The following is a 23,671-nucleotide window of genomic DNA, read 5'->3' on the forward strand; positions in this document are numbered from 1 at the left end:
TCTTTTTTTTCTTGTTTCCTCCCCCGCCCGGAGGGCCCCCCCCCCCCCCCCCCCCTCCCCCCCCCCCCCCCCCCCCCCCCCCCCCGCGCCCTCCCCCCCCCCCCCCCCCCCCCCCCCCCCCCCCCCCCCGCACCTTGCCGTCGCCCGAAGGGGCCCGCGGGCCCTGGAACACATGAGGAGTGTCATGTCCGGCTCTCGTCACACCAAGGCCGCTCCGGGACGCGAGGGCGGGTACGAGACCCCGCCCGGCGACTGGGACCTCATCCTGCGCCTGAGGCGGTCCTACGCGTCCGGCGCGGCGGACCCCGGCGTCTGCGACCTCTTGTACCGGCGCCACAGCGCCGCCGCCCTCGCCTGCGCGCGGGCCTGCTGCCGCGCACCGCAGGACGCCGAGGACCTGGTCTCGGAGGCCTTCATCCGTACCCTCCAGGCCGTCCGGTCCGGCGCCGGGCCCCGCGAGCACTGGCGCCCGTACCTCCTGGCCGTGGTCCGCCACACGGCGATCGAGTGGCGGGCCGGCGACGGGCGGACCGTGCTGACGCCCGACGTCGAGTCCTGGTGCCGGCCGGCCCCGTCCGACGGGGATCCGCAGCGCGAACTGCTCGACAGCGAGGACCGCCGGCTCGTCGCACGCTCCTTCCACACCCTGCCCGAGCGCTGGAAGGCCGTCCTGTGGCACACGCTCGTCGAGGACGACTGCCGGCATCCCGTCGCGCTGCTGCTGGGCATCACCCCGAGCGCGGTGACCTCGCTGGCCTTCCGCGCGCGCGAAGGGCTGCGCGAGGCCTACCTGAACGCCCACCTCGACACCGCGGCCGATGACCGCTGCCGCCACTACAGCTCCGTACTCGGGGCGGCGGTCCGGCGCCGCGGGGCGCCGCGCGGGCGGGGGCTCAGCCGCCACCTGGCCGCCTGCCGGTCCTGCTCCCGGGCGTACGCCGAGCTGCTCGACCTCAACGCCGCGCTGCGCGCCGGTGCTTCGGCCGTACTCGTCGGCCAGTAGCGAAGACGGGCGGTCCCCGGCCCCTCGCGCCGCGTGGGCGGGGGCCGGGGACCGCCCGGTCGGGGACTATCCGGTTCCTAGAGGCCGTTGACGCGGGCCATGCGGCCCATGCCCAGCTGCGGCCGGAAGTCCGTCGTCACCGGGCGCGGCCGGCGGCTCACCCGGGAGGCCTGGCGCCGTACCTGCGCCATGAGACGGCGGCTGCGCAGGGCCATCTCCAGCTCGAAGCGCGTGCGGGGATCGCGCAGCCCGGGCCCGAAGAGCTTCTCCAGCTGCCGCATGCGGTAGCGCACCGTCTGCGGGTGCACGCTCAGGGCCTTGGCCGCCTCGGGCGCGCCACCGCCCTCCAGCCAGGCGAGGAGCGTCACTTCGAGCCGCTCGCTCTGGCGCGGGGTCAGGTCCGCGAGCGGCCGCAGCCAGCGCGCCGCCAGCGCGTGCGCCAGGGGCTCGTCCTGGAGCAGCAAGAGGGTCGAGAGGTGGTCGTCGACGAAGACGGCCCGTGCGTCCAGGCCGGCCCGGGTGGGGGTGAGGGACAGCAGCCGCAGCGCCCAGCGCAGCGAGGAGGCGGTGTCGCGGAGGCCGACGGTGTGGCCGACGGCGGCGAACCGGCCGCGCAGCGCGGCCTCCAGAGCGGTACGGGCCTCGGGGTCCTGGTCCGGGACGAGCAGGCAGGGCTGGCCGCCGACCATGCCGACGAGGCCGTCGTCCAGGGCGGCCGCCAGCTGCTGGGCCTCGCCGGGAGTGGAGAGGGCGATGGCCCGTACGGCCGTGGGGAGGGGCCAGCCGGCCGCCGAGGCGAGTTCCGCGAGGGCAATTTCAGACATGGCCATGTCACCCGTAAGGGCGGCGAAGAGCTCGCGCCGGGCGCGCTCGGGCCCCGGCCCCAGACCCTGCGGGGGGACGACGGTCAACGGGGCCAGCGTGCGCACCCTGTGCCGTTCGCGGTGATCCAGGGCCGAGTCCGGCTCCCGGGCGTGCTCCTCCCCGAGGACTCCCTCCCCGAGGACTCCCTTTTCGAGAGCTCCGTCCCCGACCAGACCCCCGTCCCCGGCCGGGCCGTGGTCATCGCCCAGGCCGCAGTCCTCGCCCAGGCCGTGCTGCGGGTCGGCCCGACGGCCGCCGTCCGCCGGTTCGCGGTAGCCCAGGGAGGTGAGCAGGCCCGTCTCCAGCCGCTGTCTGACCAGGTCCTCGCCGACCTCCTCGATCAGCTCGGCGAATCCGGGGATACCCTCCCGGAGTTCGTCCACTATCCCGGCGGCCAGCGCGGGCAGCTCCCTTCGCAGGACCCGGGTCCACTCGCCCCGCGGGCGGGACCAGATGCGGTTCAGAAGTTCGCACATTGTTACCTCGTTCATGCCGGGGTACGGCCCGCCCCGTGGAAGGGTGACCAGCCTGCCGAGACCGCCACCCTCCCCGCCGGCCGGTGCCGACAGGTGAGTTGAGCACCTCGTACTCCCTCCAGGAGAGTGCCGTCCACTTGCAGTCCCGCGACTTTGCCTCGAATTTGCCGTCGGGGAGGTGTGGCGGCCGACAAGGCCTGGACCCGGTCGCCACCGCACCGTTGGAAGGGAATCTTCCGGGGGTGTTCGACGTGATGATGCCGCGGCCACAAGAACTTGTCACGATTCGATAAATACTGTGGAGGCGTTGCGAAGGTCCACGATGCTTCTGCACTCCGGCCCCCGCTCCCCGGTCGGCGAGGCATCCATCTCCCGCCCGCTGCGGAGCAGTTCCGACGACTACCCCGGGCGCCGAGTGCGAGGTGGAGCGCTCGGGCCCTGGCGTATGGGAGAACTCGATGCCCTTGCCCCAGACCCGTATGCCCCGCTCTCATCGGGCCCGGCGCACCAGACGGCATGCCGGCGCGGCCACCGCCGCGGCCGTCGGTCGGCGGGCCGTACGGCGCCCGCCCCTGCTGTCCGCCGGCGGCGGACCGAACCCGGCCTCCCTGGTCGTGGGCGCCCTCGCCGCCCTCGTCTCCCTCTTCGTGGCGGCCCGGGCGGGAGCCCTGACGCACCTGTGGGACTTCCTGGACTACGGCGCGGGCGTGCTCTCGCTCGTCTCGCTCACCTCCGCCGTCCTGTGGGGCCTGGCCGCCACGGACCGTACGGTGCTCACCTCCGGGCACCGGATCGTCGCCCAGGGGGCCCACCGGGCCCTCGCCGTCTCCGGGTTGGGCTTCCTCGTCCTGCACGTCTGGGTCAAGGTCGCCGAGGCGCAGACCTCGGTCGCCGCCGCCGTCGTGCCCTTCGCGGATCGGGACCGGCCCCTGCTCATCGGACTCGGCACCCTCGCCGGGTACCTCTTCGTCGCCGTCGCGGTCTCCGGCGCCGTCCGCAGCGCCTTCGCCACCAAGGGCCGGTCGGTGTGGTGGCGCGCCCTGCACATGGGCGCGTACCCGGCCTGGGGCGCCTCGCTCGTCCACGGGCTCAAGTCCGGCCGCCCCGCGAGCGGTTGGGTGACCGTCGCATACGCCCTCTGCCTGATCGGCGTGGCCGCCGTACTCACCCTGCGCCTGCGGGCGCGGATCCGCTCGGCGCCCGCCCGGCCCGCGCCCCCTGCCCCGGCCGCCGCCCCCAAGGCGGCCCCGGCGCCGCCGGCGCGGCCCCCACAGCCCTTCGTACGCCAGCCCCTGGAACAGCCCACGGCGCTGCTGACGGCGCGGCTCGCACGGCAACTGGACCAGCCACCCGGCGAACAGACGCTTGAACAGCCCCTCGTCCTGCCCTCCCCGGTCGGTCGGGGGCGGCGATGACCGGGGTGACGAGCCCGGCCCTCGGGTGCGTGGGGCAGCCCAGGCTGCTGGCCGGCCTCGACATGGCCGCCCGACTCGACCGGGTCGGCCACCTGACCGTGCACGGCGCGCTGCCCCCGTACCCGATCGACGCCCTCGTGCAACTCGCCGAGGGCATCGACCTGAGGGGGCGCGGCGGGGCGGGCTTTCCGTTCGCCCGAAAACTCCGGGCCGTCACCCGGTCCGCCCGGGCGCGGGAGGGACGTACCGCCGTCGTCGTCAACGGCAGCGAGGGAGAGCCCAGTTGCCTCAAGGACACCGCACTGCTGCTGCACGTACCGCACCTCGTGCTCGACGGCGCCCTGCTGGCCGCCGCCGCACTGGGCGCCGAGGACATCGTCGTCGGAGTGACCCGCGAGGACGTGGAGCAGTCGCTGCGCGCCGCCGTCGCCGAACGCGGCCCGGTCGGCAGCCGGGTCCGCGTCGTCAGACTCCCCGAACGGTTCGTCACGGGCGAGGGGACCTCCCTCGTCAACGGGCTGGAGGGCGGCGCCGCCAGGCCGTCCGGGCAGAAGGTGCGCACCAGCGAACGGGGACTGGGCACGCTGCCCACCCTCCTGTCCAACACCGAGACCTACGCCCAGCTCGCCGTCGCGGCCCGACTCGGCGCGGAGGGCTACCGGACGGCCGGCCTGCCGGCCGAGCCGGGCACGATCCTGCTGACGGTCGGCGGCTCCACCGTCGTCGAGGTGCCGACCGGGACCTCGCTCGCGTACGTCCTCGACCTGTGCGGATCGGCCCCCGGCCAGGGCGTCCTGGTCGGCGGCTACCACGGCCGGTGGCTGACGCCTGCCGCGGCGCAGTCGGCGGCGCTGTCCCGGGCCTCCCTCGCCGCCTACGACGCGGTCCTCGGGGCGGGGGCGGTCCTGCCGCTGCCCGAGGACACCTGCCCGGCCGGGGAAGTGGCCCGGGTGGCCCGCTGGATGGCGGACGAGTCCGCCGGGCAGTGCGGGCCGTGCGTCAGGGGGCTGCCGTCGCTGGCCAGTGCGGTGGAGGACCTCGCGGGCGGCGGAGGGAGAGCCGCGCTGGAGGCCGTGGAGGCGCGGATGCGCGCCGTACGCGGGCGCGGCGCGTGCAGCCACCCCGACGGCACCTCGTCCTTCGTGGCCTCCGCGCTGGCCGTCTTCCCCGACGAGTTCCGCGACCACGCGCTGGGCAGCGGGTGCGGGCGGCGCGTCCTGGGGGCGCTGCCGCTGCCGGCGGACGAGAACCCCGAACGGCTCGTCGTGGACTGGACGCTGTGCAAGGGCCACGGCCTGTGCGTGGACCTGCTGCCCGACGTGGTCCGGCTGGACGCCGACGGGTACCCCGCGCAGGGGGTCATGCCGGTGCCGGGACGGCTGCGGCCGAAGGCGCTGCGGGCGGTGCGGCGCTGCCCGGCCCTCGCCCTGCGTATTCAGGAATGAGCCGGCGGTGAACGGCTGCCGCCGGGGCGAGTTCACCGATTGGCGCGATCTGACAAATTCCTTGGATTTTCAATTCGACGAACCGTTCAGGCCATATGAATGAACACGTAAGCGAAAGCGTCGGGCTGAACTCGAAGGAGTGAGTGATCGTGGACAACAGGCGTCGGGTGACGACTGCCGGATCGGTGATCGCGGTACTGCTGCTGGCCGCGGGCTGCGGCAGCGGCGGCGAAACCTCCCGCAACGTGAATTCCGTACAGCCGGCCAGTGACAGCAAGGCCCTGGGCGGCGGATACGACTCGGGATTCGGCTCCGGGTACGGCTCGGGCGGTGCGGGGGCGGACCCGTCGGCCGGGGAGGGGGCGGGCAAGGAGGTGAACGGACGGGCCGGGCAGCTGGCCGTACGGGAGATCGCGGACGTCGGCAGCGTCGTCACCGACAGCGCCGGGGCCACGCTCTACCGGTTCGACAAGGACACGGCCAAGCCCCCCGCGTCCAACTGCGAAGGCGACTGCGCCAAGGCCTGGCCGGTGGTCCCCGCGGACGACGTCACGGCCTCGGGGGGCATCGACGCGGCGATGCTCGGCTCGGTCCTGCGCTCCGACGGCACCCGGCAGCTGACGCTCGGGGGCTGGCCCGTGTACCGCTACGCCAAGGACGGCGGGCCGGGCGAGGCGAAGGGCGAGGGGGTCGGCGGTACCTGGCACGCGCTGGCGGCCGACGGGAAGAAGGCCGTCGACAAGAAGGGCGCGCAGAATACGGAGAAGGCGGAGGAGTCGGAGAATGCGGAAAGTACCGGAAAGATGGAGCATTCGAAGAATGAATCCGCCGGAGAGCTCTCCGTTTCGGCCGATTCGAAACTCGGGAAGATTCTCGTGGACGGTGAGGGGCGTACGCTCTACCGATTCGACAAGGACAGCGCCTGGCCGATGAAATTCGGCTGCCTCGGCGCCTGCCTCGACACCTGGAAGCCCGCGGCCGCCGTGGACAAGTCGAAGGTCTCGGGAATCAAGTCGCAATTGGTCGGATCGGTGAAGCGGCCCGACGGATCGGAGCAGTTGACGATCGACTGCTGGCCGGTCTACCTGTTCACCGGTGACACCGAGCCCGGGCAGACCAACGGGCACAACAAGCAGGGCCTGTGGTTCGCCGTGACCGACGCCGGCAAGAAGGTCCCGGCCGGTGGAGCCGGTGGGTGACCGGGCCGTGTCCCGCCCGGCCCGCGTCACCGGCCGCCACCTGGTGCCCTGCGTGGCCGTGCTCCTCGCCTCGCTGTGGTGCGGCGGATGCACGGCCGGTCACCGTACGGAGCACGAGGCGGCGGCCCCGCCCGGCACCACGGTGGCGGAGATCGCGGCGGCGCTCGGCTGCACGGCCGAGATCACCGTCGACGCGGAGGAGTTGAAGGAGGGGGCGTGCGGGACGGGGCCGGAGGCGTACCGCATGGCCACCTTCGCCGCCGGGCAGGGGCAGCGGGCGTGGCTGGCGGAATCGCGGATGTACGGGGGCACCTACCTCGTCGGCGACCGGTGGGTGGTCACCGCGGCTTCCGCCGAAGCCCTGACGCCACTGCGCGAGCGCCTCGGCGGAACGATCGAGTCGGGCGAGTCCCACGGCGCGGAACACGGCCCGGAGCACGGCTCCACCCACGGCCGGCAGCACAGCCCGGGGCCTCCGTAGTGGGTGGTGTCTGGCGGACGTCCGCGGCCGAGGCCGGCGGGTCCGTCGGCGGGCAGGGGCCCGGTCCGTGACCGCCGCCGACGGCACCCCGGCGGGGTACTGGACCGTCGACCTCCCGCGCACCGCTCCCCGAACTGCGCGGTCGCTCGGGGCGCGAGACGTGACGCACACCTAGGCCGCCGAGGACCTGCCGCGCCAACCGGCGCCCCAGGCCCTCGGCGCCCCGCGCGGGTGTCTGATCGGGGCCGCGGCGATGACCCGGGCGCCGAGTCCGCGACACCGCCGCGCCGTCGGGGGACCCGACCACCGCGGGGATCGCCCCCGCCCGCGTGGCGCCGGTGGCGGCCTCGGCCCGCCGCCGACGCGATCCGCCCCCCGCCGATGACCGGGCGTCGGGTCCGTGACACCGCCGTCGGGCGGGAGTCGCCCTCAGCCGCTGCGCCGTCGGGACCCGGCCGCCGCGGGGATCGCCCCCGCCCGCCTGGCGCCCGTGGCGGCCTCGGCCCGGCGGATCGGTCGGGCGTAGCAGCGCCCGCCGCCGAGGCGGTGCGCCGACGGCGAGGTGGCCCGGGCTGCTCACCGGCGCCCGCCGCACGGCCCGTAACGAACCCGGCGGCAGCCCGGTCCCGTCCGCCGGGCAGGACCGCTCCCGCTGGAACCGCGATGCCGCCACCGTGAGGGTCGCCGCCCTCGCTGCCGTCCAGGCGAGTCGGCTCGTACCGAGGACACCGACCGGCATGGGCCCGAGGCCTGGCTCGCACTGCTGACCAACTGGCCGACGCGGCCGCCCGTCGGCCACCACCGCCGGACGCGGTACGGGCCCGGCCCGGCCGGCGGCCCGCGCCGCCCGCGCGGGGCCCCGGCCGACCCCGAGCACCCCGGCCCCGCCGGGCCATGCGGCGCCTCGTCCGGGCACCCGGCCCCGGCCCGCAAAGGCGCGCCCCCGCTCAGGACCCGCCGGCGAAGCCCCAGGACTCGATGTCGCGGTAGTGGATCGGGCCCGGGCCGCGGCCGATGTTGCTGCCGACCAGGTGCAGGCGCTCGGCCGGCCAGCGGCGGCCCGTGAACGCGCCGAGCCCGTCGGCGGCCTCCACCGCGCTGGAGAAATCGTTGCGGCGGGACCTGGCCAGCGTCAGGTGGGGGCGTAGCGGCCGGTCCTCGAAGGGGATGCCGCACTCCTTGACCACGGCGCGCACCTCGGTGGCGAGCAGGTGCAGCCCGTCGAGCTCCCCGTCGATCCCGCTCCACAGCACCCGCTCGCCGAAGTGCCCGCCGCCGCGCAGCGCCAGTTCCAGCGGCCGGCGCCGCGCCGCGAGCCCGGCCAGCGGCGGCCGCAGGAGCGGAACGGTCCCGACCGGGAGCTCGCCGAGGAACGCCAAGGTGATGTGCCAGTCCTCGATGCGGTTCCACCGCATGTGCGGGTAGGCGGCGTAGGCAGGGCGCAGCTCCCGCGCGAGTTCCTCCTTCGCGTCGTCGGGCGGGGCGAGAGCGATGAACACGCGAACGGTCGCGGGCTGGATCTGTTCCTTCACAGGGGACTTCGTACCTTGTCCCGGACCGTCCAGCACCACCGGCCCCCTCTGCGCCGCGCGTGATCCACGACCGGCGCACCCGACGCCGCCGGTTACACGTGCCTCAGCCCCGATGTGCCGATCGTGGGATTTGTCCGAAATGCTTGAACTGATCTCCGGGTGGTGCCTAGCATATCGCGTGTTACACGTGTAACAAGCTGTTAACCGAATCCATCTATTGCGAATCATTGACGGTCGCAAGATTAGCGAGATACTTGCTCCACTCTCCCCGCCGCCCCGAGATCGAGGTGCCGCCCCCATGGAGCTCTCCCCGTCCGCCCATGTCGATACGTTCTGTCGCGATCGGCTCCCTCCCTTCCCCCTGTGGCCCGAACTCCACTTCGACCTACCGGAGTTGGCGTACCCGGACCGGCTCAACTGCGCCCACCGGCTGCTCGACGACGCCGTCCGGCGCTGGGGGCCCGACAGGCCCTGCCTGCTGACCCCCACCGAGCGCTGGACCTACGGCGACCTGCTGGAGCGCGCCAACCAGGTCGCCCGGGTCCTGACCGAGGACTTCGGCCTCGTCCCCGGCAACCGGGTCCTGCTTCGCGGCCCCAACAACCCCTGGCTGGTGGCCGCCTGGTTCGGCGTCCTGAAGGCCGGCGGGGTCGCCGTCACCACCATGCCGCTGCTGCGCGCCGGTGAGCTCGCCGAGCTGTACGGGATCAGCCGGCCGGCCGTCACCCTGTGCGACCACCGCTTCCTCGGCGAGCTCCCCGCCGCCGGCGCCCCCGGCCCGGCCGTGCTCGCCTACGGCGGACCCGGCGAGGAGGACCTGGTCGCGCGCTGCGCCGCGAAGGACGGGCGCTTCGCCGACGTCGCCACCGCGGCGGACGACGTCGCGCTGATCGCCTTCACCTCGGGCACCACCGGACGGCCGAAGGCGACCCTGCACTTCCACCGGGACGTCATGGCCAACGCCGACACCTTCTCCCGCCACGTCCTGCGGCCCCGCCGGGACGACGTGTTCACCGGCACCCCGCCGCTGGCGTTCACGTTCGGGCTCGGCGGCCTGGTGGTCTTCCCGCTCTCCGTGGGTGCGGCGACCCTGCTGGTCGAGCAGGCGGGCCCGCAGCGGCTGGCCGACCTCGTGGAGGAGCACCGGGTCACCGTGCTCTTCACCGCGCCCACCGCCTACCGGGCGATCATGGACGCCGGCGCGGTGCACCAGCTGGCCGGCCTGCGCCGCTGCGTGTCCGCGGGGGAGGCGCTGCCGGTCGCGGTGTGGGAGGAGTTCCACGCCGCCACCGGGCTCGGAATCATCGACGGCATCGGCGCCACCGAGATGCTCCACGTGTTCATCTCGGCCTCCGACGGCGACATCCGGCCCGGCTCGACCGGCAGGCCCGTCCCCGGATACCGCGCCCGGGTGGTCGACGAAGGCGGCGAGCCCGTACCGGACGGGCAGCCCGGCCTCCTCGCGGTCACCGGCCCCACCGGCTGCCGGTACATGGAGGACCCGCGCCAGAGCGCGTACGTGCGGGGCGGCTGGAACATCACCGGCGACACCTACGTCCGGGATGCCGACGGCTACTTCTGGTACGTGGCCCGCAGCGACGACATGATCGTCTCCTCCGGGTACAACATCGCCGGCCCCGAGGTGGAGAAGGCGCTGGCCGTCCACCCCTACGTCGAGGAATGCGGCGTGGTCGGAGCCCCGGACGCCAAGCGCGGGATGCTCGTCAAGGCGTACGTGGTCCTGCGTCCGGGTGTCGCGCCCGACGGGGCGACCGTCAAGGAGCTCCAGGACCACGTCAAGCAGACCGTCGCGCCCTACAAGTACCCGCGCGCCGTCGAGTTCGTCACCGACCTCCCGCGCACCAGCAACGGCAAGCTCCGGCGCGCCGAACTGCGCAGGCGCGCCAACCCGGACACCCCCTGAAAGGCACGGCCATGGACACCTCCACCCCCCGGTCCGCCCCCCAGCAGCAGACGGCCTCCGCTCCGACCGGCAGTTGCGCCGCCGGATGCCCCGAAGCGCACGAGCCGAACCTGCCCAGCGTCGTCATCGAGCGGCGGGTCGAATGGCCCGACACGGACGCGGCCGGCCACTACCACCACTCCACCGTCGTGCGCTGGGTCGAGGCGGCCGAGGCGGTCCTGCTGCGCCGGCTGGGACTGGCCCACCTCTTCGGCAGCACGCCCCGCGTCCACTTCGAGGCCGACTACCGGGCCCGGCTGTGGTTCGGCGAAGCCGTCCGTACCGAACTGAAGGTCGTCAGGGTCGGGGCCAGCTCCCTGCACTACGCCTTCACCGTGCGCGGCGAGGGGGAGGAGCCGGCCGCCACCGGGCGCATGGTCATCGCCCACTCGGCCGCGCGCGCCACCGGATCCACGCCCTGGCCCGACGACGTGCGGGAGGTCCTCACGAAGGCCGGCCCGCAGGCTCCCGAACTCATCGCATGAGCAATCGCATGAGCAAGGGGGCGCACCAACAGGATGTGTCGCATTCTTGACGGTCGCCAAATAGTCAACATATTCTGTTGTTCAGAACCACTAGGAGGAACACCGTGCGTGTAGCAGTCATCGGAGGGGGGCCGGGCGGGCTGTACTTCGCGGCCCTGGCCCAGCAGCTCTCACCGGAGTGGGAGATCACGGTCTGGGAGCGCAACGCCCGCGACGACGCGTTCGGCTTCGGCGTCGTCTTCTCCGACGAGACGCTGGACGGCATCGCCCAGGCCGATCCCGAGGTGTTCGCGGCGATGTCCGCCCAGTTCGCCCGGTGGAGCGACATCGACGTCCGCTACGGCGGCGAGGTCCACGTCTCCGGTGGCCACGGCTTCGCCGCCCTGGACCGCAACCGGCTGCGGGAGATCCTGCAGAGGCGCTGTGCGGAGCTCGGGGTGGATGTGTACTACGGCACCCAGGCGCCGCCCGTCGAGGAACTCTCCGCCGGCTACGACCTGGTGGTCGCCGCGGACGGGATCCGCTCCGCGACCCGCGACACGTACGCGGAAAGCTTCCGGCCGGACCTGGACGAGCGCCACTGCCGCTACATGTGGCTGTCCACCGACCGTGTCTTCGAGGCCTTCACCTTCATCGTCGAGAAGCGCGACTTCGGCAGCGTCCAGGTCCACGCCTACCCGTACGACGACAAGCGCAGCACGTTCATCGTGGAGATCGCGGAGGATGACTGGCGGCGGGCGGGCTTCGAGGCCCTCGCCGACCGGGAGTTCGCCCGCGGTGAGAGCGACGAGGCGAGCGTGCGACTCTGCGAGGAGATCCTGGCCGACCACCTCGACGGCCACCGCCTGATCCCCAACGCCTCGAAGTGGATACGCTTCACGACCGTACGCAACGCCTCCTGGCGCCACGGCAACGTCGTCCTGCTCGGCGACGCCGCCCACACCGCTCACTTCTCCATCGGCTCCGGCACCAAGCTCGCCATGGAGGACTCGCTCGCCCTGGTCGCCTGCCTGCACGAACACCCCGACGTGGCCTCGGCGCTCGCCGCCTACGAGGCCGAGCGCCGGCCGGTGGTCGAATCCACCCAGCGCGCCGCGCAGGCCAGCCTGGAATGGTTCGAGAACGTCGGCCGCTACACGGCCCAGGACCCCCCGCAGTTCGCCTTCAACCTCCTGACCCGCAGCCGCCGCGTCACCTACGACAACCTGCGCGTGCGGGACGAGGAGTTCACCACCGCGGTCGACGCCTGGCACACGGACGGCAGCGGGAGCGGGAGTGCGCCGGCCGCCGCCCCGCCGATGTTCCGCCCGATGCGACTGGGCGGCCTGCGCCTGCGCAACCGCGTCGTCGTACCGCCCACCGCGCTGTACACCGCGCGCGAGGGGATCCCGGGCGACTTCGAACTCGTCCACCTGAGCACCCAGGCCCTGGGCGGCTGCGGCCTGGTCTTCGCCGGGATGACCGCGGTCAGCGCGGACGGCCGCGCCACCCCGGGCTGCCCCGGCCTGTACACGGACGGGCAGGAGGCCGCCTGGCGGCGCATCACCGACTTCGTGCACGGGCAGTCGGACACCTGCCTCGGCATCCAGCTCACCCACGCCGGCCGCCGCGCCGCGACCGGCGTACCCCGGCCGGACGGCCGGGCCGTCCCGCTCGGCGCCGAGGGGTGGCCCCTCGTCGCCGCCTCGCCGCTGGCCTGGGGCGCCGGCGCCGTGATCCCGCGCGAAGCGACCCGCGAGGACATGGACACCATCGCGCGCGACTTCGCCGCCGCGGCCGAACGTGCCCATCGCGCAGGGTTCGACGCACTGGAACTCCAGTACGGCCACGGCCACTTGATGTCCGGCTTCCTCTCCCCGCTGACGAACGTACGAACGGACGCATACGGCGGCAGCCTCGCCGGACGGCTCCGCTTCCCCCTGGAAGTCCTCCGCGCCGTGCGGTCCGTCTGGCCCGCGGGCAAGGCGCTCGTGGTCCGCATCTCCGCCGCGGACTGGGCCGAGGGCGGCACCAGCGAGGCCGACACGGTGGAGATCGCCCGCGCCCTGGGCGCGGCCGGAGCCGACGCGATCGACGTGTCCACCGGCGAGGTCGTCGCGTACGAAAGGCCCCGCTACGGCCGCAGTTACCAGACCCCCTTCGCGGATCTGATCCGCAACGCCACCGGCATGCCCACCATCGCCGTCGGGGCGATCTCCACGTACGACGACGTGAACTCGATCATCCTGGCCGGCCGGGCCGACCTGTGCGCCGTCGGCCGTGCCCAGCTGCACGACCCCCTGTGGACCCTGCACGCCGCGGCCGCCCAGGGCTACAGCGGCCCCGCGGCGCCCTGGCCCGCATCCTGGCGGGCGGGCAGCGGCCGCCCCCCGCGCGCCCGCACCGACCGGGTGCCGCCCCGCCTCCAACTGCTCCGCGAGGCCTCCGCCCCCGTGCACCAGCGCTGGGTTCCGCACGTCCCCGCGGCCGCCGCCGCGGCCGCCCGCTGACCTGGAGAACCGATGGACAACCTGCCACGCTTCACCGCCGCGGCCGTGCAGGCGGCCCCCGTGTACCTGAACGCCGCGGCGACCGTCGACAAGGCGATCGCCCTGATCGCGCAGGCCGCGGCCGCCGGCGCCGAACTGGTCGTCTTCCCCGAGGTGTTCGTCCCCGGATACCCGTACTGGAACTGGACGATGACCCCGGTCCAGGGCTCACCGTGGTTCGAGCGCCTCTACCGCTCGGCCATCGACGTTCCCGGCCCGTACGTCGACCAACTGCGGGCCGCCGCACGCCAGTACGGTGTCGTCCTCGTCATCGGCGTCAACGAGCGGGGCCCGTACAGCCTCGGCGTCCTCTACAACACCCTGCTCACCATCGGCCCGGACGGCGAACTCCTCGGAGTCCACCGCAAGCTGGTGCCCACCTGGGCCGAGAAGCTCACCTGGACCGGCGGCGACGGCAGTTCACTGCGCGTCCACCCCACCCCCGTCGGCCCCCTCGGAGCACTCGCCTGCGGGGAGAACACCAACACGCTGGCCCGCTTCACCCTGCTCGCTCAGGGCGAACTGGTGCACGCCTCCTGCTACATCGCCCTCCCGGTGGCGCCCTCCGACTACGACATGGCCGACGCCATCGCCGTGCGCACCGCCGCCCACAGCTTCGAGGGCAAGGTCTTCTCCGTCGTGGCCTGCTCGACCATCTCGCCGGAGATCGTCGACACCATCGCGGGTGACGACGAGGACGTACGCCGCATGCTCGCCCGCCCCCGCAGCGCCCTGTCCGGGATCTTCGGCCCCGACGGCCGGCCCGTCACCGAGCCGCTGATCGACACCGAGGGCATCGTCTACGCCGAGATCGACCTGGCCAAGTGCATCCAGCCGAAGCAGATGCACGACATCGTCGGCCACTACAACCGGTTCGACGTCTTCCAGCTCCACGTCGACAACCGGCCGCGCACCCCGGTGACCTTCGCGACCGACCCCGCGCACACCGCCGGGCCCCTGACCGCCGGGCCCCTCACCACCGAACCCGCCGCCATCCCGAAGGAGGACGCATGACCACCGAGTACGACGACAACCGACCGGGCCGAGCACGCGTGGCCGACTCTCCCGAACTCGCCGCGTTCTACGGCGAACTCGCCCAGCTCGAAGCCGGCGCCCTGTGGACCGTGGCCAACGACATCGAGCCCTGGTACCCGCAGCCGAAGTCCGTCCCCGTGCTGTGGCGCTACAGCGAGCTGCGGCCCCTGGTCCGCAAGGCCCTCGACCTGGTCAAGGCCGACGACGCGGGCCGCCGCGTGGTGATGCTCGTCAACCCGGGCCGCAAGGACGTCAGCGCCGCCGTCGGACTCCTCTACACCGGCCTGCAGATCATGGGCCCGGGAGAGGCCATGACCGCCCACCGCCACCAGGCCGCCGCCCTGCGCTTCGTCCACGAGGGCACCGGCGCGTGGACGATCGTCGACGGCCAGAAGCTCAAGGTCGGACCCGGCGACTTCGCGATCACCCCGAACGGCACCTGGCACGAACACGGCAACGAGGCCGACGACGCCCCCGTCATCTGGCAGGACGGACTCGACATCCCGCTGGTCAACGCCCTGGACGCGGGCTTCTACGAGGTCCACCCCGAGCTGTACCAGACCCCGGGGAAGGTCATCAACTCCTCCGTGCTGACCTACGGCGCGAACCTCCTGCCCTACGGCGTGGAGAAGTGGACCCGGCCCTACTCGCCGCTCCTGGCGTTCCCCTGGGAGCCCACCTACGAGGCCCTCCGCAACCTCGCCAGGGCCACCGAGGGATCCCCGTACGACGGCGTGATCGCGGAGTACACCAACCCGCTCACCGGCGGCTCGGTGATGCCCACCATGGGCGCGCACATGCAGCTCCTGCGACCCGGCCAGGCGACCTCGGCCCACCGCCACACCGGTTCGGTGATCTACACGGCCGCCAAGGGGCGCGGGGTCTCGGTGATCGCCGGACAGCGGTTCGAGTGGCAGCAGGGCGACATGTTCTGCGTGCCCTCATGGGCCTGGCACGAGCACCACAACCTCGACCAGTCCGAGGACGCCTGCCTCTTCTCCTTCAACGACTTCCCCGTCATGCGCTCCCTCGGCTTCCACCGCGAAGAGGCGTACACGGACAACGGCGGGCACCAGCCCACCTCCTGAACCGCTCCGCCGCGGCGGACGCCGCCGGCCCTGACACCGGCCCCGGCGCGGCGGAGCACCTCCGGCCCCGAGCCCCCTCTTCCCCTCTTCCCTTCACAGCAAGGAGCACCCGATGCGGCTGGTCACCTACACCCTCGACGACTCGCCCCACCGCCTGGGAGCGCAGGTCGACGACCTCGTCCTCGACATCGCCGCCCTGGCCGACCGGACCGGCGTACAAGTCCCCCTGGACCTGATGTCCTTCATCCGGGCGGGCGCCGCCGCGCAGCAGACCGTCCGCGGACTGCTCGCCGGCGCCGCGGCCGACCGGCCGGCCGGCGCCGTCCACCGGCTCGACGACGTGACCCTGGCGGCCCCACTGCGCCCCGGCAAGATCATCGGCGTCGGACTGAACTACGTCGAGCACGTCGAGGAGTCCAGCCGCAGCCTGGACACCGACAAGGAGCGGCCCACGCGCCCGGTGCTCTTCAGCAAGCCCGCCACGGCCGTCACCGGCCCCGGACAGCCGATCCTGCACAACGCCGACCTGACCACACAGCTGGACTGGGAGTGCGAACTCGCCGTCGTCATCGGCCGCACCGCCTTCCGCGTCAGCGAGGAGGAGGCGTACGGGCACATCTTCGGCTACAGCATCGTCAACGACATCAGCGCCCGCGACCAGCGGCGCTCCGGCCAGTGGTTCTTCTCCAAGGGCCAGGATTCCTACGCGCCCTTCGGCCCGGCCGTCGTCACGGCCGACGAGATCCAGGACCCGATGGACCTCGACCTCTCGCTGCGCGTCAACGGCGTCACCAAGCAGAGGTCCAACACCCGCCACATGCTCTTCCCCATCGCCCGCCTCATCGCCGACATCTCCTCCGGGGTCACCCTCGAACCCGGGGACGTCATCGCCACCGGATCGCCCGCGGGTGTGGGCGCCGGCATGGTCCCGCCGGAGTTCCTGCACCCCGGCGACACCGTCGAGGCCACCGTCCAAGGCATCGGCACCCTCACCAACCGCGTCGTCGACGCCCGCTGAGGAGCGAACGTGTCCCACCCCGCCCACCTCGCCCAGCCTGCCCACCCCGCCGCCCGCACCTACCGCATCGGCCAGATCGTGCCGAGCTCCAACGTCACGATGGAGACCGAGGTCCCGGCGATCCTGCGGGCCCGCGAGGCCATCGCGCCGGAACGCTTCACCTTCCACTCCAGCCGGATGCGCATGACCCATGTGACCCCGGAACAGCTGAAGGCCATGGACGCCGACTCCGACCGCTGCGCCGTCGAGCTCTCCGACGCGCACGTCGACGTGCTCGGCTACGCCTGCCTGGTCGCCATCATGAGCATGGGTCTCGGCTACCACCGCGCCTCCGAGGAGCGCCTGCACACCCGTACGGTGGAGAACGGCGCGCCCGCCCCGGTCGTCACCAGCGCCGGCGCCCTCGTCCACGGTCTGCAGACCCTCGGGGCGAAGAAGATCGCCCTCATCGCCCCGTACATGCGCCCGCTCACGCAGACCGTCGTCGACTACCTCACCCACGAGGGCATCGAGGTGCTCGACTACCGGGCCCTGGAGATCCCCAACAACCTGGACGTCGCCGCCCACGACCCCGCCCGCCTCCCCGGCCTCGCCAAGGCCCTGGACCACAGCGACGCCGACGCCGTGGTGCTCTCCGCCTGTGTCCAGATGCCCTCGCTGGGCGCGATCGACGAGGCCGAGCAGATCCTCGGCAAGCCCGTGGTCTCGGCGGCCGTGTGCACCGCCCACCAGATGCTGCGCGCCCTGGACCTCCCGGCGGTGGCCCCCGGAGCGGGCCACCTCCTGTCGGGGGCCTACGCGCGATGACGCCGCCGCGCCGCCCCGTCGTAGCGCACCCGCCGAGCCGCCACCCGGGCCTGGACGGCGCCCCGTCCTCCCGGCTCGGTAGGATCGCGACCGCACACGACGGAAGGCGATCATGGCGGACACTCCCCTCAGGCCCAGCTCGTTGATCAACACGGTCTACGGGGCGTTCGCGCGCCGCCTCGGCGGGTGGATCTCCGTCGCCGACCTGATCACCCTGATGTCCGAGCTGGACGTCGACGGCCCGGCGGTGCGCTCGGCGATCTCCCGCCTCAAGAAGAAGGGCGTGCTCGAACCGGAGCGCCGGGGCGCCACCGGCTACCGGCTGAGCCCGGCCGCGCAGCCCGTCTTCGACGAGGGCGACCGGCGCATCTTCGGCAGCCTGGAAGCGGCGAAGCTGAGCGACGGCTGGGCGATGGCCGTCTTCTCCGTACCGGAGTCCGAGCGGTCGTACCGCTACCAGCTGCGCACCCGGCTGACCTGGCTGGGGTTCGGCAACATCGCCCCGGGCGTGTGGCTGGCACCCGGCCGGCTCCTCGGCGACGCCCGGGACATGCTCATCCGGCTCGGGCTCAGCGACTACGTGCACCTCTTCGCCGCGGACTACGCCGCCTTCAGCGAGCTGCCCGAGACGGTCAGCTCGTGGTGGGACTTCCCGGCGATCCAGGAGCAGTACGCCACCTTCACCGAGGCGTACGGTCCCGTCGCCGAAGGGCTGGCGCAGCAGCGCGACATCGACGGCGCCGAGGCCTTCGGCCACTACGTCCCGATGCTCACCCAGTGGCGCCGACTGCCCTACCTCGACCCGGGTCTGCCCAGCGAGCTGCTCCCGGCGGACTGGAACGCGGTGGCGGCCCGCCGCACGTTCCAGCAGCTGCACGACGTCCTCGCGGCCCCGAGCCTGCTGCACGTGCGGCAGGTCACCGGCCTCGCGGAGTCGGACTGATCCGAGGCGCCGCCGGGTACGCGGGCCGGCCGCCGGTGGCGACCGGCCCGCCCCGGTGTCAGCCGCGGCGTCGGTCCCGGTGTCAGCCGACCTGGACCGTGACCGTGCGGCCCGGGGCCACGACCGGGGTCACGTAGGTGTACGTCACCCCGTCGACCACCTTCGTACGAGCCGGCCGGGCGACCCCGTCGACCGTGACCGTGGCGTACGAGCCCGGGAAGCGGGCCTCCCAGGTGTACGAGGCGGCGCCCGAGCCGTGCGTCAGCGACGACTTGGTCGCCCCGTCGTGGCGCAGGGAGAAGGTCGACCCCCCGACCCGGAGGTCGTCGATCTGCAGCCAGTCCATGCCCGACGGGAGCCGGGACTGGGTGCTCAGGGTGCGCGCCGGTGCGTTGGGGACGACGCCCATCAGGCCCTCGACGGTCTGGCCGACCAGGGTGAAGGAGACCTCGGGGTAGTCCCCGTTGGTGCCCTGCTTGGTGTTCACGTGCTGGATGTCCTTGCGGTCGTAGACGTCCTTCATCCACTTCCAGGCGGTGTCGTTGCGGTTGTTCCGGAAGAACGTGTCGGGCAGGTAGGTGAGGGCCTCGATGTTGTCCGGCCGGTCCGGTCCCGAGGCCTGCTGGTCGATGTAGTCCAGGTAGGCCTCCCGGCGGGGGCCCGGTTCGAGGATCTGCTTCATCGGCATGAACCAGCTGTTCTCCTTGCCCCAGCCGGTCAGGGCGCGCCCGTCCGTGGTGTAGCCGCGCACCATGTCCGCGCCCGAACCGGTGCCGCTCCAGGTCGAGTTGAAGTACGCCTTCAGGTTCCGGGCCTTGGCCTCGTACCGGTCGGCGAGGGCGCAGTCCCCCTTGCCGCGGGCGAGCGAGGCCATCGCCACGTACGCCTGGTACTGGGAGCCGATCGCGTCGCCGGCCTCGGCGAGGGGCTCGTCGCTCTGCTCGTTGTAGCTGGCCGTGCCCTGGAAGATGCCCTGGCCGGTGCCTTCGGCCACCTTGACCGCGCCGTTGTCCTTGAGCCCGTCGTGCAGGGTGACGAACTCGTCGGTGGCGTGCCGGTAGAAGTCCCACAGCGCGGGGTCGTCGAGGTAGGAGCGGTCCCCGCTCCAGCGGTAGGCCTCCTCGGACTTCTGTACCAGCTCGAAGGTGGCGGGCACCTCGCGGACGAAGTTGCCGGGGCTCTTGTAGTCGATCGACAGGTACGTCCGCGCGTCGAAGTTGAGTGCCCACGCCGGGTAGTACTTGTGCGCGGCGGTGGCGGACGCGGCGAAGGAGCGCAGCATCGCCTTGTTCTCCGCGTGCAGGCCGAGGACCCCGGCGCCGGCCAGCTGGTGGGCCATGTCGCGCGAGTAGTAGCCGCTGCGGTTGGCGTAGCCGGCCCAGTACGAGGCGGCGTAGGTCCCGGTGCCGCTGCCGCCGGTGTTGCGCTCGTCCACGTTGAGCGGGCCCAGGGTGCCGGGCAGGTGGACCCAGCTGTTGGCCTTGCGCTTCGACCAGTCGAACATCTCGACGATCTTCGGGTCCGAGGAGCTGATCCGGGGGTCCGCCGGGGAGGCGGGGGAGAGCATCACGTCGTCGGAGTTGACCCAGGCGTCCCCCGACTCGAAGGCGATCTCCAGCGTGTCGCCCGGGGCGAGGGGGATCCGACTGAGCGTGTAGCGCCGGTAGTTGGAGGCGCTGGGCAGGGTCAGCGCCGCGGCGACCACGCCGTTGACTCGGGCCACGTACCGGCCGTTCGGACCGCCCGTCGCGATCCAGGCGGATATGTCGTACACGCCCCGGCCCGTGGCCGTCACGGTCTGGGACACCTTCATCCCGGGCCCGCCGTCGAGGTACGCGAGCCGCGCCCCGCCGTGCGGGTAGTTCGTGGCGACCCCGGTGCCGGAGGTGAACTGCCAGCCCGTACCGCCCTGTTCGAAACCGGGATCGGCGAGGGCGAGCGCAGCGGGAGCGGCCTGGCCGGCCGCCGGGCCCGGCGGCGCCGCCGCGGCGGGGCTGCCGAGGGCGAGGGGGGTGAGCGGGGTGAGCGGGACGAGCAGGGCGAGGGCGGACAGCAGTGACACACGGGAACGCATCATCGGGTTCTCCCGGGTTGGGGTGGGGCGACCGGTCTGCGGTGAGCTGGGCGCGCGGCACGCTAGCAACCCGCGATGACGGATTGCAATGGATCTCACAAGAATCACTTGCCGGATCGAACTGAAAGTTTTCATCTCACTCTTGCAAGTCAAGAGTTGACGTTGTTACAGTCCCGGCCAGTCAGGCTTCCGCAACGGTGCGAGCAGGGGTGGTCAGCAATGGAACTGGAACGTCGAAGAGTGCTGCGGATCGGCGGCGCGATCGCGGCGGGAGCCGGGCTCACCGGGCTGACCGCCTGCTCGGGCACCGGCGACACCGGCCAGGGCGGAGCCGGCGGCGAGAAGGACAAGGGCAGGATCTCGGTCTGGTCCTGGCAGGGACCGGCGGCCGAAATGAAGGCCCTCGTCCCGGAGTTCAACAAGAAGTACCCGGACATCGAGGTGACGGTCGAGGACATCGGCAACCCGGCGATCTGGGACAAGATCACCACCGGTCTGGCATCGGGCGGCCAGGGCCTCGCCGACGTCCTGCACATCGGCGTCGACTACCTGCCGGGCTACGTGGAGAAGTTCCCCGGCGGCCTCGCCGACCTCGGCCCGCTCGGCGCGAACGCACACCGGGACGCCTTCGCCCAGGGCCTGTGGCAGACCGTGTCCCCCGACGGCAAGCGCGTCAACGCCCTTCCCTGGGAGGCGAACTCGGCGGGCTTCTACTACCGCGCCGACCTCTTCGAGAAGGCCGGGGTCGACGCCGGAGCCCTCCAGACCTGGGAGGAGACCATCGAGGCCGGCAAGGAGATCAAGCAGAAGACCGGCGCCCACCTGCTGGGCATCGACAAGCCCGCCTCACAGGCCGACGCCGCCAACTTCTTCCAGACGCTCCTGCAACTCCAGGGCGCCTTCTACTTCAACCTCGCCGGGGACATCACGCTCGACTCCCCGGAGGCCTTGAAGGCCATGACCCTCATCAAGACGATGAACGACGCCGGCCTCGTCAGCGACCTCGCCGGCGGCTGGAACGCCCTCATGAGCTCGCTGAAGCAGGGGACCGCGGCCGTCCTGCCGCTGCCCACCTGGTTCGGCGGCATTCTGGAGGAGCAGGTCCCCGAGGAGGCCGGCAAGTGGAAGGTCCGCCTTCCCCCGGCCGTACGCCGGGGCGGCGCCACCGCGGCCACCGTCAACTCCACCCACCTCGCCATCGCGGGCAGCAGCAAGCACCAGGCCGCCGCCTGGTCCTTCATCGAGTTCGTCCTCACCCGCCCGGCGTCCCAGGTCCAGATCTACAAGGGCAAGGGCATCGCCCCCGCCCTCATGAAGGCCTACGACGACGCGGTCTTCCACGAGCCCGCGGCCTTCTTCGGCGGCCAGAAGAAGGGCGAGATCTTCCTGGAGGCCCTCAAGGCCCCCTCGCCCTCCTTCAATTACACCGCCGACTACGCCCGCGCCCTCAAGCTCGTCACCGACGCCCAGTCCAAGGTGCTGCTCAAGGGCGCCGACCCGGCGAAGGTCCTCAAGGAGGCCGCCGACCAGCTCGCCCAGCAGACCGGGCGCAAGGTCTCCCGATGACCGCGACGCTCACCGGCCGCACGGCACCCGCCGCCCCCGCGAAGGGGGCGGCCCCGCGGACCCGGCCGCGCCGCCGCGTCGCCCCGTACCTCTTCGTACTGCCCGCGCTGCTGCTGTTCGCCGCCTTCAAGCTCTACCCCATCGGCCGGTCCTTCGTGATCAGCCTCCACAAGACCGTCGGCGGGACCGAGCGGTTCGTCGGCGCCGACAACTACACCCGGCTGCTGAGCGATTCGCTGTTCTGGACCGCCTTGAAGAACACCGCGGTGATCCTCGCCGTCCAGGTGCCGCTGATGCTGGGCCTCGCCACCGGGCTCGCCGTGGCCCTCAACTCCACGCTGCTGCGCGGCCGCGCGGTCTTCCGGCTCGGCTTCTTCCTGCCGATGATCACCGGTCTGGTCGCCTACGGCATCATGTTCTCCGTCCTGCTGGGCAAGGACTACGGGCTCGTCAACTGGCTGCTGGGGCTCGTGGGCGCGGACCCCGTCCCGTGGCTGACCGACCCCCTGTGGGCGAAGGTCTCCCTCGGAATCGCACTGACCTGGCACTACACCGGCTACAACGCCGTGATCCTGCTCGCGCGCCTGCAGTCCGTACCCGCCGAGCTGTACGACGCAGCGGCCGTGGACGGGGCCGGGGCCTGGGCTTCCTTCCGCCACGTCACCCTGCCGGGACTGCGCCCCGCGCTCCTGCTCACCACCGTGCTCTCCACCATCGGCACCCTGCAGATCTTCGACGAGCCGTTCGTGCTCACCGGCGGCGGCCCGGACAACGCCACCCTGACCATCGGCGTGTACCTCTACCAGAACGCCTTCAAATACTTCGACTTCGGATACGCCTCCGCCATCGCCTACGCCCTGGCCGTGCTCATCGGCATCCTCGGCGTGATCCAGTTCCGCCTCCTGGGGGAGAAGCCATGACCGCCGCCCGCCACCGCGGCAGGAGCATCCTGCTCACCTCCGGACTCGCCATCGCGCTCGCCGCCGTCCTGCTCCCCTTCTACTGGCTCGTGGTCGCCGCCACCCACAGCTCCGCGGAGATCTTCGACAGCCCGCCGCCACTGCTGCCCGGCGGCCACCTCGCCACCAACCTCCAGACCCTCCAGGACACCGCCCAGTTCGGCCGGGTCGTCCTCAACTCCCTGCTCATCGCGGTCGTCTACACGCTGTGCGCCGGAGCCGTCTGCACCCTGGCCGGCTACGGCTTCGCCAAGTACCGCTTCCGCGGCCGCGAGGCCCTGTTCGGGCTGCTCATGCTCGGGCTCGTGATCCCCGCCCAGGTCACCCTCGTACCGCTCTTCCAGATGATGGCCGAACTGCACTGGCTGAACACCTACCAGGCCGTGATCATGCCCAACCTGGCCCTGCCCTTCGGCATCTTCCTGATGCGCCAGTCGATGGCCGCGCTCCCCGACGAGCTCCTCGACTCGGGCCGCATGGACGGCTGCGGCGAACTGCGGCTGTTCTGGAAGGTGGTGCTGCCGCCGATGAAGCCCGCGCTGGCCGCCCTGGCGATCTTCCTCTTCCTCTACCAGTGGAACGACTTCATCTGGCCGCTGATCGTCCTGCGCGACGGAGCCTCGTTCACCATCCCGGTGGCCCTGGCCTCCCTCCAGGGCCTCGACGAGACCGACTACGGCGCGATCCTCGCCGGAACCGCGGCCGCCGCGATCCCGATGGCCCTCGTATTCCTGGCGCTCCAGCGCCAGTTCGTGTCCGGCCTGCTCGCCGGCGCCGTGAAGGAGTGACC

Annotated in this window: 19 protein-coding genes; 16 read left to right on the forward strand and 3 right to left on the reverse strand. The window is 72.5% G+C overall.

Annotation, left to right across the window (positions count from 1 at the left end; all coding sequences use genetic code 11):
• The first annotated feature begins 184 nt into the window (after positions 1 to 184).
• Positions 185 to 1,003 carry an RNA polymerase sigma factor gene (locus ACZ7GJ_RS23520; protein WP_470754402.1) on the forward strand — a complete coding sequence of 273 codons (819 nt, stop codon included), beginning with the start codon at positions 185 to 187 and terminating at the stop codon, positions 1,001 to 1,003.
• A 77-nt stretch (positions 1,004 to 1,080) separates the two neighbouring features.
• On the opposite strand, the gene ACZ7GJ_RS23525 is transcribed toward ACZ7GJ_RS23520, so the two are convergent.
• The gene (locus tag ACZ7GJ_RS23525) at positions 1,081 to 2,343 is read right to left on the reverse strand and encodes a PucR family transcriptional regulator (RefSeq protein WP_470754403.1); all 1,263 of its coding nucleotides are present in this window, start codon (positions 2,341 to 2,343) and stop codon (positions 1,081 to 1,083) included.
• A 458-nt stretch (positions 2,344 to 2,801) separates the two neighbouring features.
• On the opposite strand from ACZ7GJ_RS23525, the gene ACZ7GJ_RS23530 reads away from it, so the two are divergent.
• The 4 genes from ACZ7GJ_RS23530 to ACZ7GJ_RS23545 all read left to right on the forward strand — a co-directional run bounded on the left by ACZ7GJ_RS23530 (position 2,802) and on the right by ACZ7GJ_RS23545 (position 6,883).
• Complete coding sequence (locus ACZ7GJ_RS23530; RefSeq protein ID WP_470754405.1) at positions 2,802 to 3,758, forward strand: hypothetical protein; 957 nt, start codon at positions 2,802 to 2,804, stop codon at positions 3,756 to 3,758.
• A complete protein-coding gene (locus ACZ7GJ_RS23535) occupies positions 3,755 to 5,203 on the forward strand; it encodes an NADH-ubiquinone oxidoreductase-F iron-sulfur binding region domain-containing protein (protein WP_470754406.1) in 1,449 nt (482 codons plus the stop codon). Before ACZ7GJ_RS23530 ends, ACZ7GJ_RS23535 begins: the two co-directional genes overlap by 4 nt.
• A 149-nt stretch (positions 5,204 to 5,352) precedes the next feature.
• Complete coding sequence (locus ACZ7GJ_RS23540; RefSeq protein WP_470754408.1) at positions 5,353 to 6,402, forward strand: SCO0930 family lipoprotein; 1,050 nt, start codon at positions 5,353 to 5,355, stop codon at positions 6,400 to 6,402.
• Entirely contained in the window at positions 6,386 to 6,883 is a 498-nt protein-coding gene (locus ACZ7GJ_RS23545) for a hypothetical protein (RefSeq protein ID WP_470754410.1), read from the forward strand. The genes ACZ7GJ_RS23540 and ACZ7GJ_RS23545 overlap by 17 nt, the downstream gene beginning before the upstream one ends.
• 947 nt (positions 6,884 to 7,830) lie before the next feature.
• Here ACZ7GJ_RS23545 and thpR read toward each other — a convergent pair.
• A complete protein-coding gene (thpR, locus tag ACZ7GJ_RS23550) occupies positions 7,831 to 8,415 on the reverse strand; it encodes an RNA 2',3'-cyclic phosphodiesterase (protein ID WP_470754412.1) in 585 nt (194 codons plus the stop codon).
• A 298-nt stretch (positions 8,416 to 8,713) separates the two neighbouring features.
• Between thpR and ACZ7GJ_RS23555 the strand changes: the two genes are divergently transcribed.
• From ACZ7GJ_RS23555 to ACZ7GJ_RS23590, 8 genes are all read left to right on the forward strand, one after another.
• Positions 8,714 to 10,339: an AMP-binding protein gene (locus tag ACZ7GJ_RS23555; protein ID WP_470754413.1), complete on the forward strand. Its 1,626-nt coding sequence runs from the start codon at positions 8,714 to 8,716 to the stop codon at positions 10,337 to 10,339.
• 11 nt (positions 10,340 to 10,350) lie between these two features.
• The gene (locus tag ACZ7GJ_RS23560) at positions 10,351 to 10,863 is read left to right on the forward strand and encodes an acyl-CoA thioesterase (protein WP_470754415.1); all 513 of its coding nucleotides are present in this window, start codon (positions 10,351 to 10,353) and stop codon (positions 10,861 to 10,863) included.
• Between the two features lie 104 nt (positions 10,864 to 10,967).
• Positions 10,968 to 13,352 (forward strand): bifunctional salicylyl-CoA 5-hydroxylase/oxidoreductase, encoded by a 2,385-nt coding sequence (locus tag ACZ7GJ_RS23565; RefSeq protein ID WP_470754416.1) that lies wholly within the window; start codon positions 10,968 to 10,970, stop codon positions 13,350 to 13,352.
• Between the two features lie 12 nt (positions 13,353 to 13,364).
• Positions 13,365 to 14,405, forward strand: a complete 1,041-nt coding sequence (locus ACZ7GJ_RS23570) for a carbon-nitrogen hydrolase family protein (RefSeq protein WP_470754417.1) — start codon at positions 13,365 to 13,367, stop codon at positions 14,403 to 14,405.
• Positions 14,402 to 15,514, forward strand: a complete 1,113-nt coding sequence (locus ACZ7GJ_RS23575) for a cupin domain-containing protein (RefSeq protein WP_470754419.1) — start codon at positions 14,402 to 14,404, stop codon at positions 15,512 to 15,514. The genes ACZ7GJ_RS23570 and ACZ7GJ_RS23575 overlap by 4 nt, the downstream gene beginning before the upstream one ends.
• A gap of 112 nt (positions 15,515 to 15,626) precedes the next feature.
• A complete protein-coding gene (locus tag ACZ7GJ_RS23580) occupies positions 15,627 to 16,532 on the forward strand; it encodes a fumarylacetoacetate hydrolase family protein (RefSeq protein WP_470754420.1) in 906 nt (301 codons plus the stop codon).
• 99 nt (positions 16,533 to 16,631) lie between these two features.
• Complete coding sequence (locus ACZ7GJ_RS23585) at positions 16,632 to 17,339, forward strand: maleate cis-trans isomerase family protein (protein WP_470754513.1); 708 nt, start codon at positions 16,632 to 16,634, stop codon at positions 17,337 to 17,339.
• A gap of 112 nt (positions 17,340 to 17,451) precedes the next feature.
• The gene (locus tag ACZ7GJ_RS23590) at positions 17,452 to 18,282 is read left to right on the forward strand and encodes a PaaX family transcriptional regulator (RefSeq protein ID WP_470754422.1); all 831 of its coding nucleotides are present in this window, start codon (positions 17,452 to 17,454) and stop codon (positions 18,280 to 18,282) included.
• A gap of 82 nt (positions 18,283 to 18,364) precedes the next feature.
• On the opposite strand, the gene ACZ7GJ_RS23595 is transcribed toward ACZ7GJ_RS23590, so the two are convergent.
• Positions 18,365 to 20,359 (reverse strand): carbohydrate-binding protein, encoded by a 1,995-nt coding sequence (locus ACZ7GJ_RS23595; protein ID WP_470754424.1) that lies wholly within the window; start codon positions 20,357 to 20,359, stop codon positions 18,365 to 18,367.
• Positions 20,360 to 20,575: 216 nt separating this feature from the next.
• Between ACZ7GJ_RS23595 and ACZ7GJ_RS23600 the strand changes: the two genes are divergently transcribed.
• From ACZ7GJ_RS23600 to ACZ7GJ_RS23610, 3 genes are read left to right on the forward strand one after another with little or no spacing between them, the layout of a single operon-like run.
• Complete coding sequence (locus ACZ7GJ_RS23600; RefSeq protein ID WP_470754426.1) at positions 20,576 to 21,922, forward strand: ABC transporter substrate-binding protein; 1,347 nt, start codon at positions 20,576 to 20,578, stop codon at positions 21,920 to 21,922.
• Positions 21,919 to 22,842, forward strand: a complete 924-nt coding sequence (locus ACZ7GJ_RS23605) for a carbohydrate ABC transporter permease (protein WP_470754428.1) — start codon at positions 21,919 to 21,921, stop codon at positions 22,840 to 22,842. The genes ACZ7GJ_RS23600 and ACZ7GJ_RS23605 overlap by 4 nt, the downstream gene beginning before the upstream one ends.
• On the forward strand, positions 22,839 to 23,669 hold the full coding sequence (locus tag ACZ7GJ_RS23610; protein ID WP_470754429.1) for a carbohydrate ABC transporter permease: 831 nt from the start codon (positions 22,839 to 22,841) through the stop codon (positions 23,667 to 23,669). The genes ACZ7GJ_RS23605 and ACZ7GJ_RS23610 overlap by 4 nt, the downstream gene beginning before the upstream one ends.
• Positions 23,670 to 23,671: the final 2 nt, after the last annotated feature.

The organism is Streptomyces sp. NPDC037242 (assembly GCF_055604165.1).

Coding starts and splice junctions, on each gene's coding strand:
- ACZ7GJ_RS23520 (WP_470754402.1), top strand. CDS start 185: ATGTCCGGCTCTCGTCACACCAAGGCCGCTCCGGGACGCGAGGGCGGG.
- ACZ7GJ_RS23525 (WP_470754403.1), bottom strand. CDS start 2,343: ATGTGCGAACTTCTGAACCGCATCTGGTCCCGCCCGCGGGGCGAGTGG.
- ACZ7GJ_RS23530 (WP_470754405.1), top strand. CDS start 2,802: ATGCCCTTGCCCCAGACCCGTATGCCCCGCTCTCATCGGGCCCGGCGC.
- ACZ7GJ_RS23535 (WP_470754406.1), top strand. CDS start 3,755: ATGACCGGGGTGACGAGCCCGGCCCTCGGGTGCGTGGGGCAGCCCAGG.
- ACZ7GJ_RS23555 (WP_470754413.1), top strand. CDS start 8,714: ATGGAGCTCTCCCCGTCCGCCCATGTCGATACGTTCTGTCGCGATCGG.
- ACZ7GJ_RS23560 (WP_470754415.1), top strand. CDS start 10,351: ATGGACACCTCCACCCCCCGGTCCGCCCCCCAGCAGCAGACGGCCTCC.
- ACZ7GJ_RS23570 (WP_470754417.1), top strand. CDS start 13,365: ATGGACAACCTGCCACGCTTCACCGCCGCGGCCGTGCAGGCGGCCCCC.
- ACZ7GJ_RS23575 (WP_470754419.1), top strand. CDS start 14,402: ATGACCACCGAGTACGACGACAACCGACCGGGCCGAGCACGCGTGGCC.
- ACZ7GJ_RS23580 (WP_470754420.1), top strand. CDS start 15,627: ATGCGGCTGGTCACCTACACCCTCGACGACTCGCCCCACCGCCTGGGA.
- ACZ7GJ_RS23585 (WP_470754513.1), top strand. CDS start 16,632: ATGGAGACCGAGGTCCCGGCGATCCTGCGGGCCCGCGAGGCCATCGCG.
- ACZ7GJ_RS23590 (WP_470754422.1), top strand. CDS start 17,452: ATGGCGGACACTCCCCTCAGGCCCAGCTCGTTGATCAACACGGTCTAC.
- ACZ7GJ_RS23595 (WP_470754424.1), bottom strand. CDS start 20,359: ATGATGCGTTCCCGTGTGTCACTGCTGTCCGCCCTCGCCCTGCTCGTC.
- ACZ7GJ_RS23600 (WP_470754426.1), top strand. CDS start 20,576: ATGGAACTGGAACGTCGAAGAGTGCTGCGGATCGGCGGCGCGATCGCG.
- ACZ7GJ_RS23605 (WP_470754428.1), top strand. CDS start 21,919: ATGACCGCGACGCTCACCGGCCGCACGGCACCCGCCGCCCCCGCGAAG.
- ACZ7GJ_RS23610 (WP_470754429.1), top strand. CDS start 22,839: ATGACCGCCGCCCGCCACCGCGGCAGGAGCATCCTGCTCACCTCCGGA.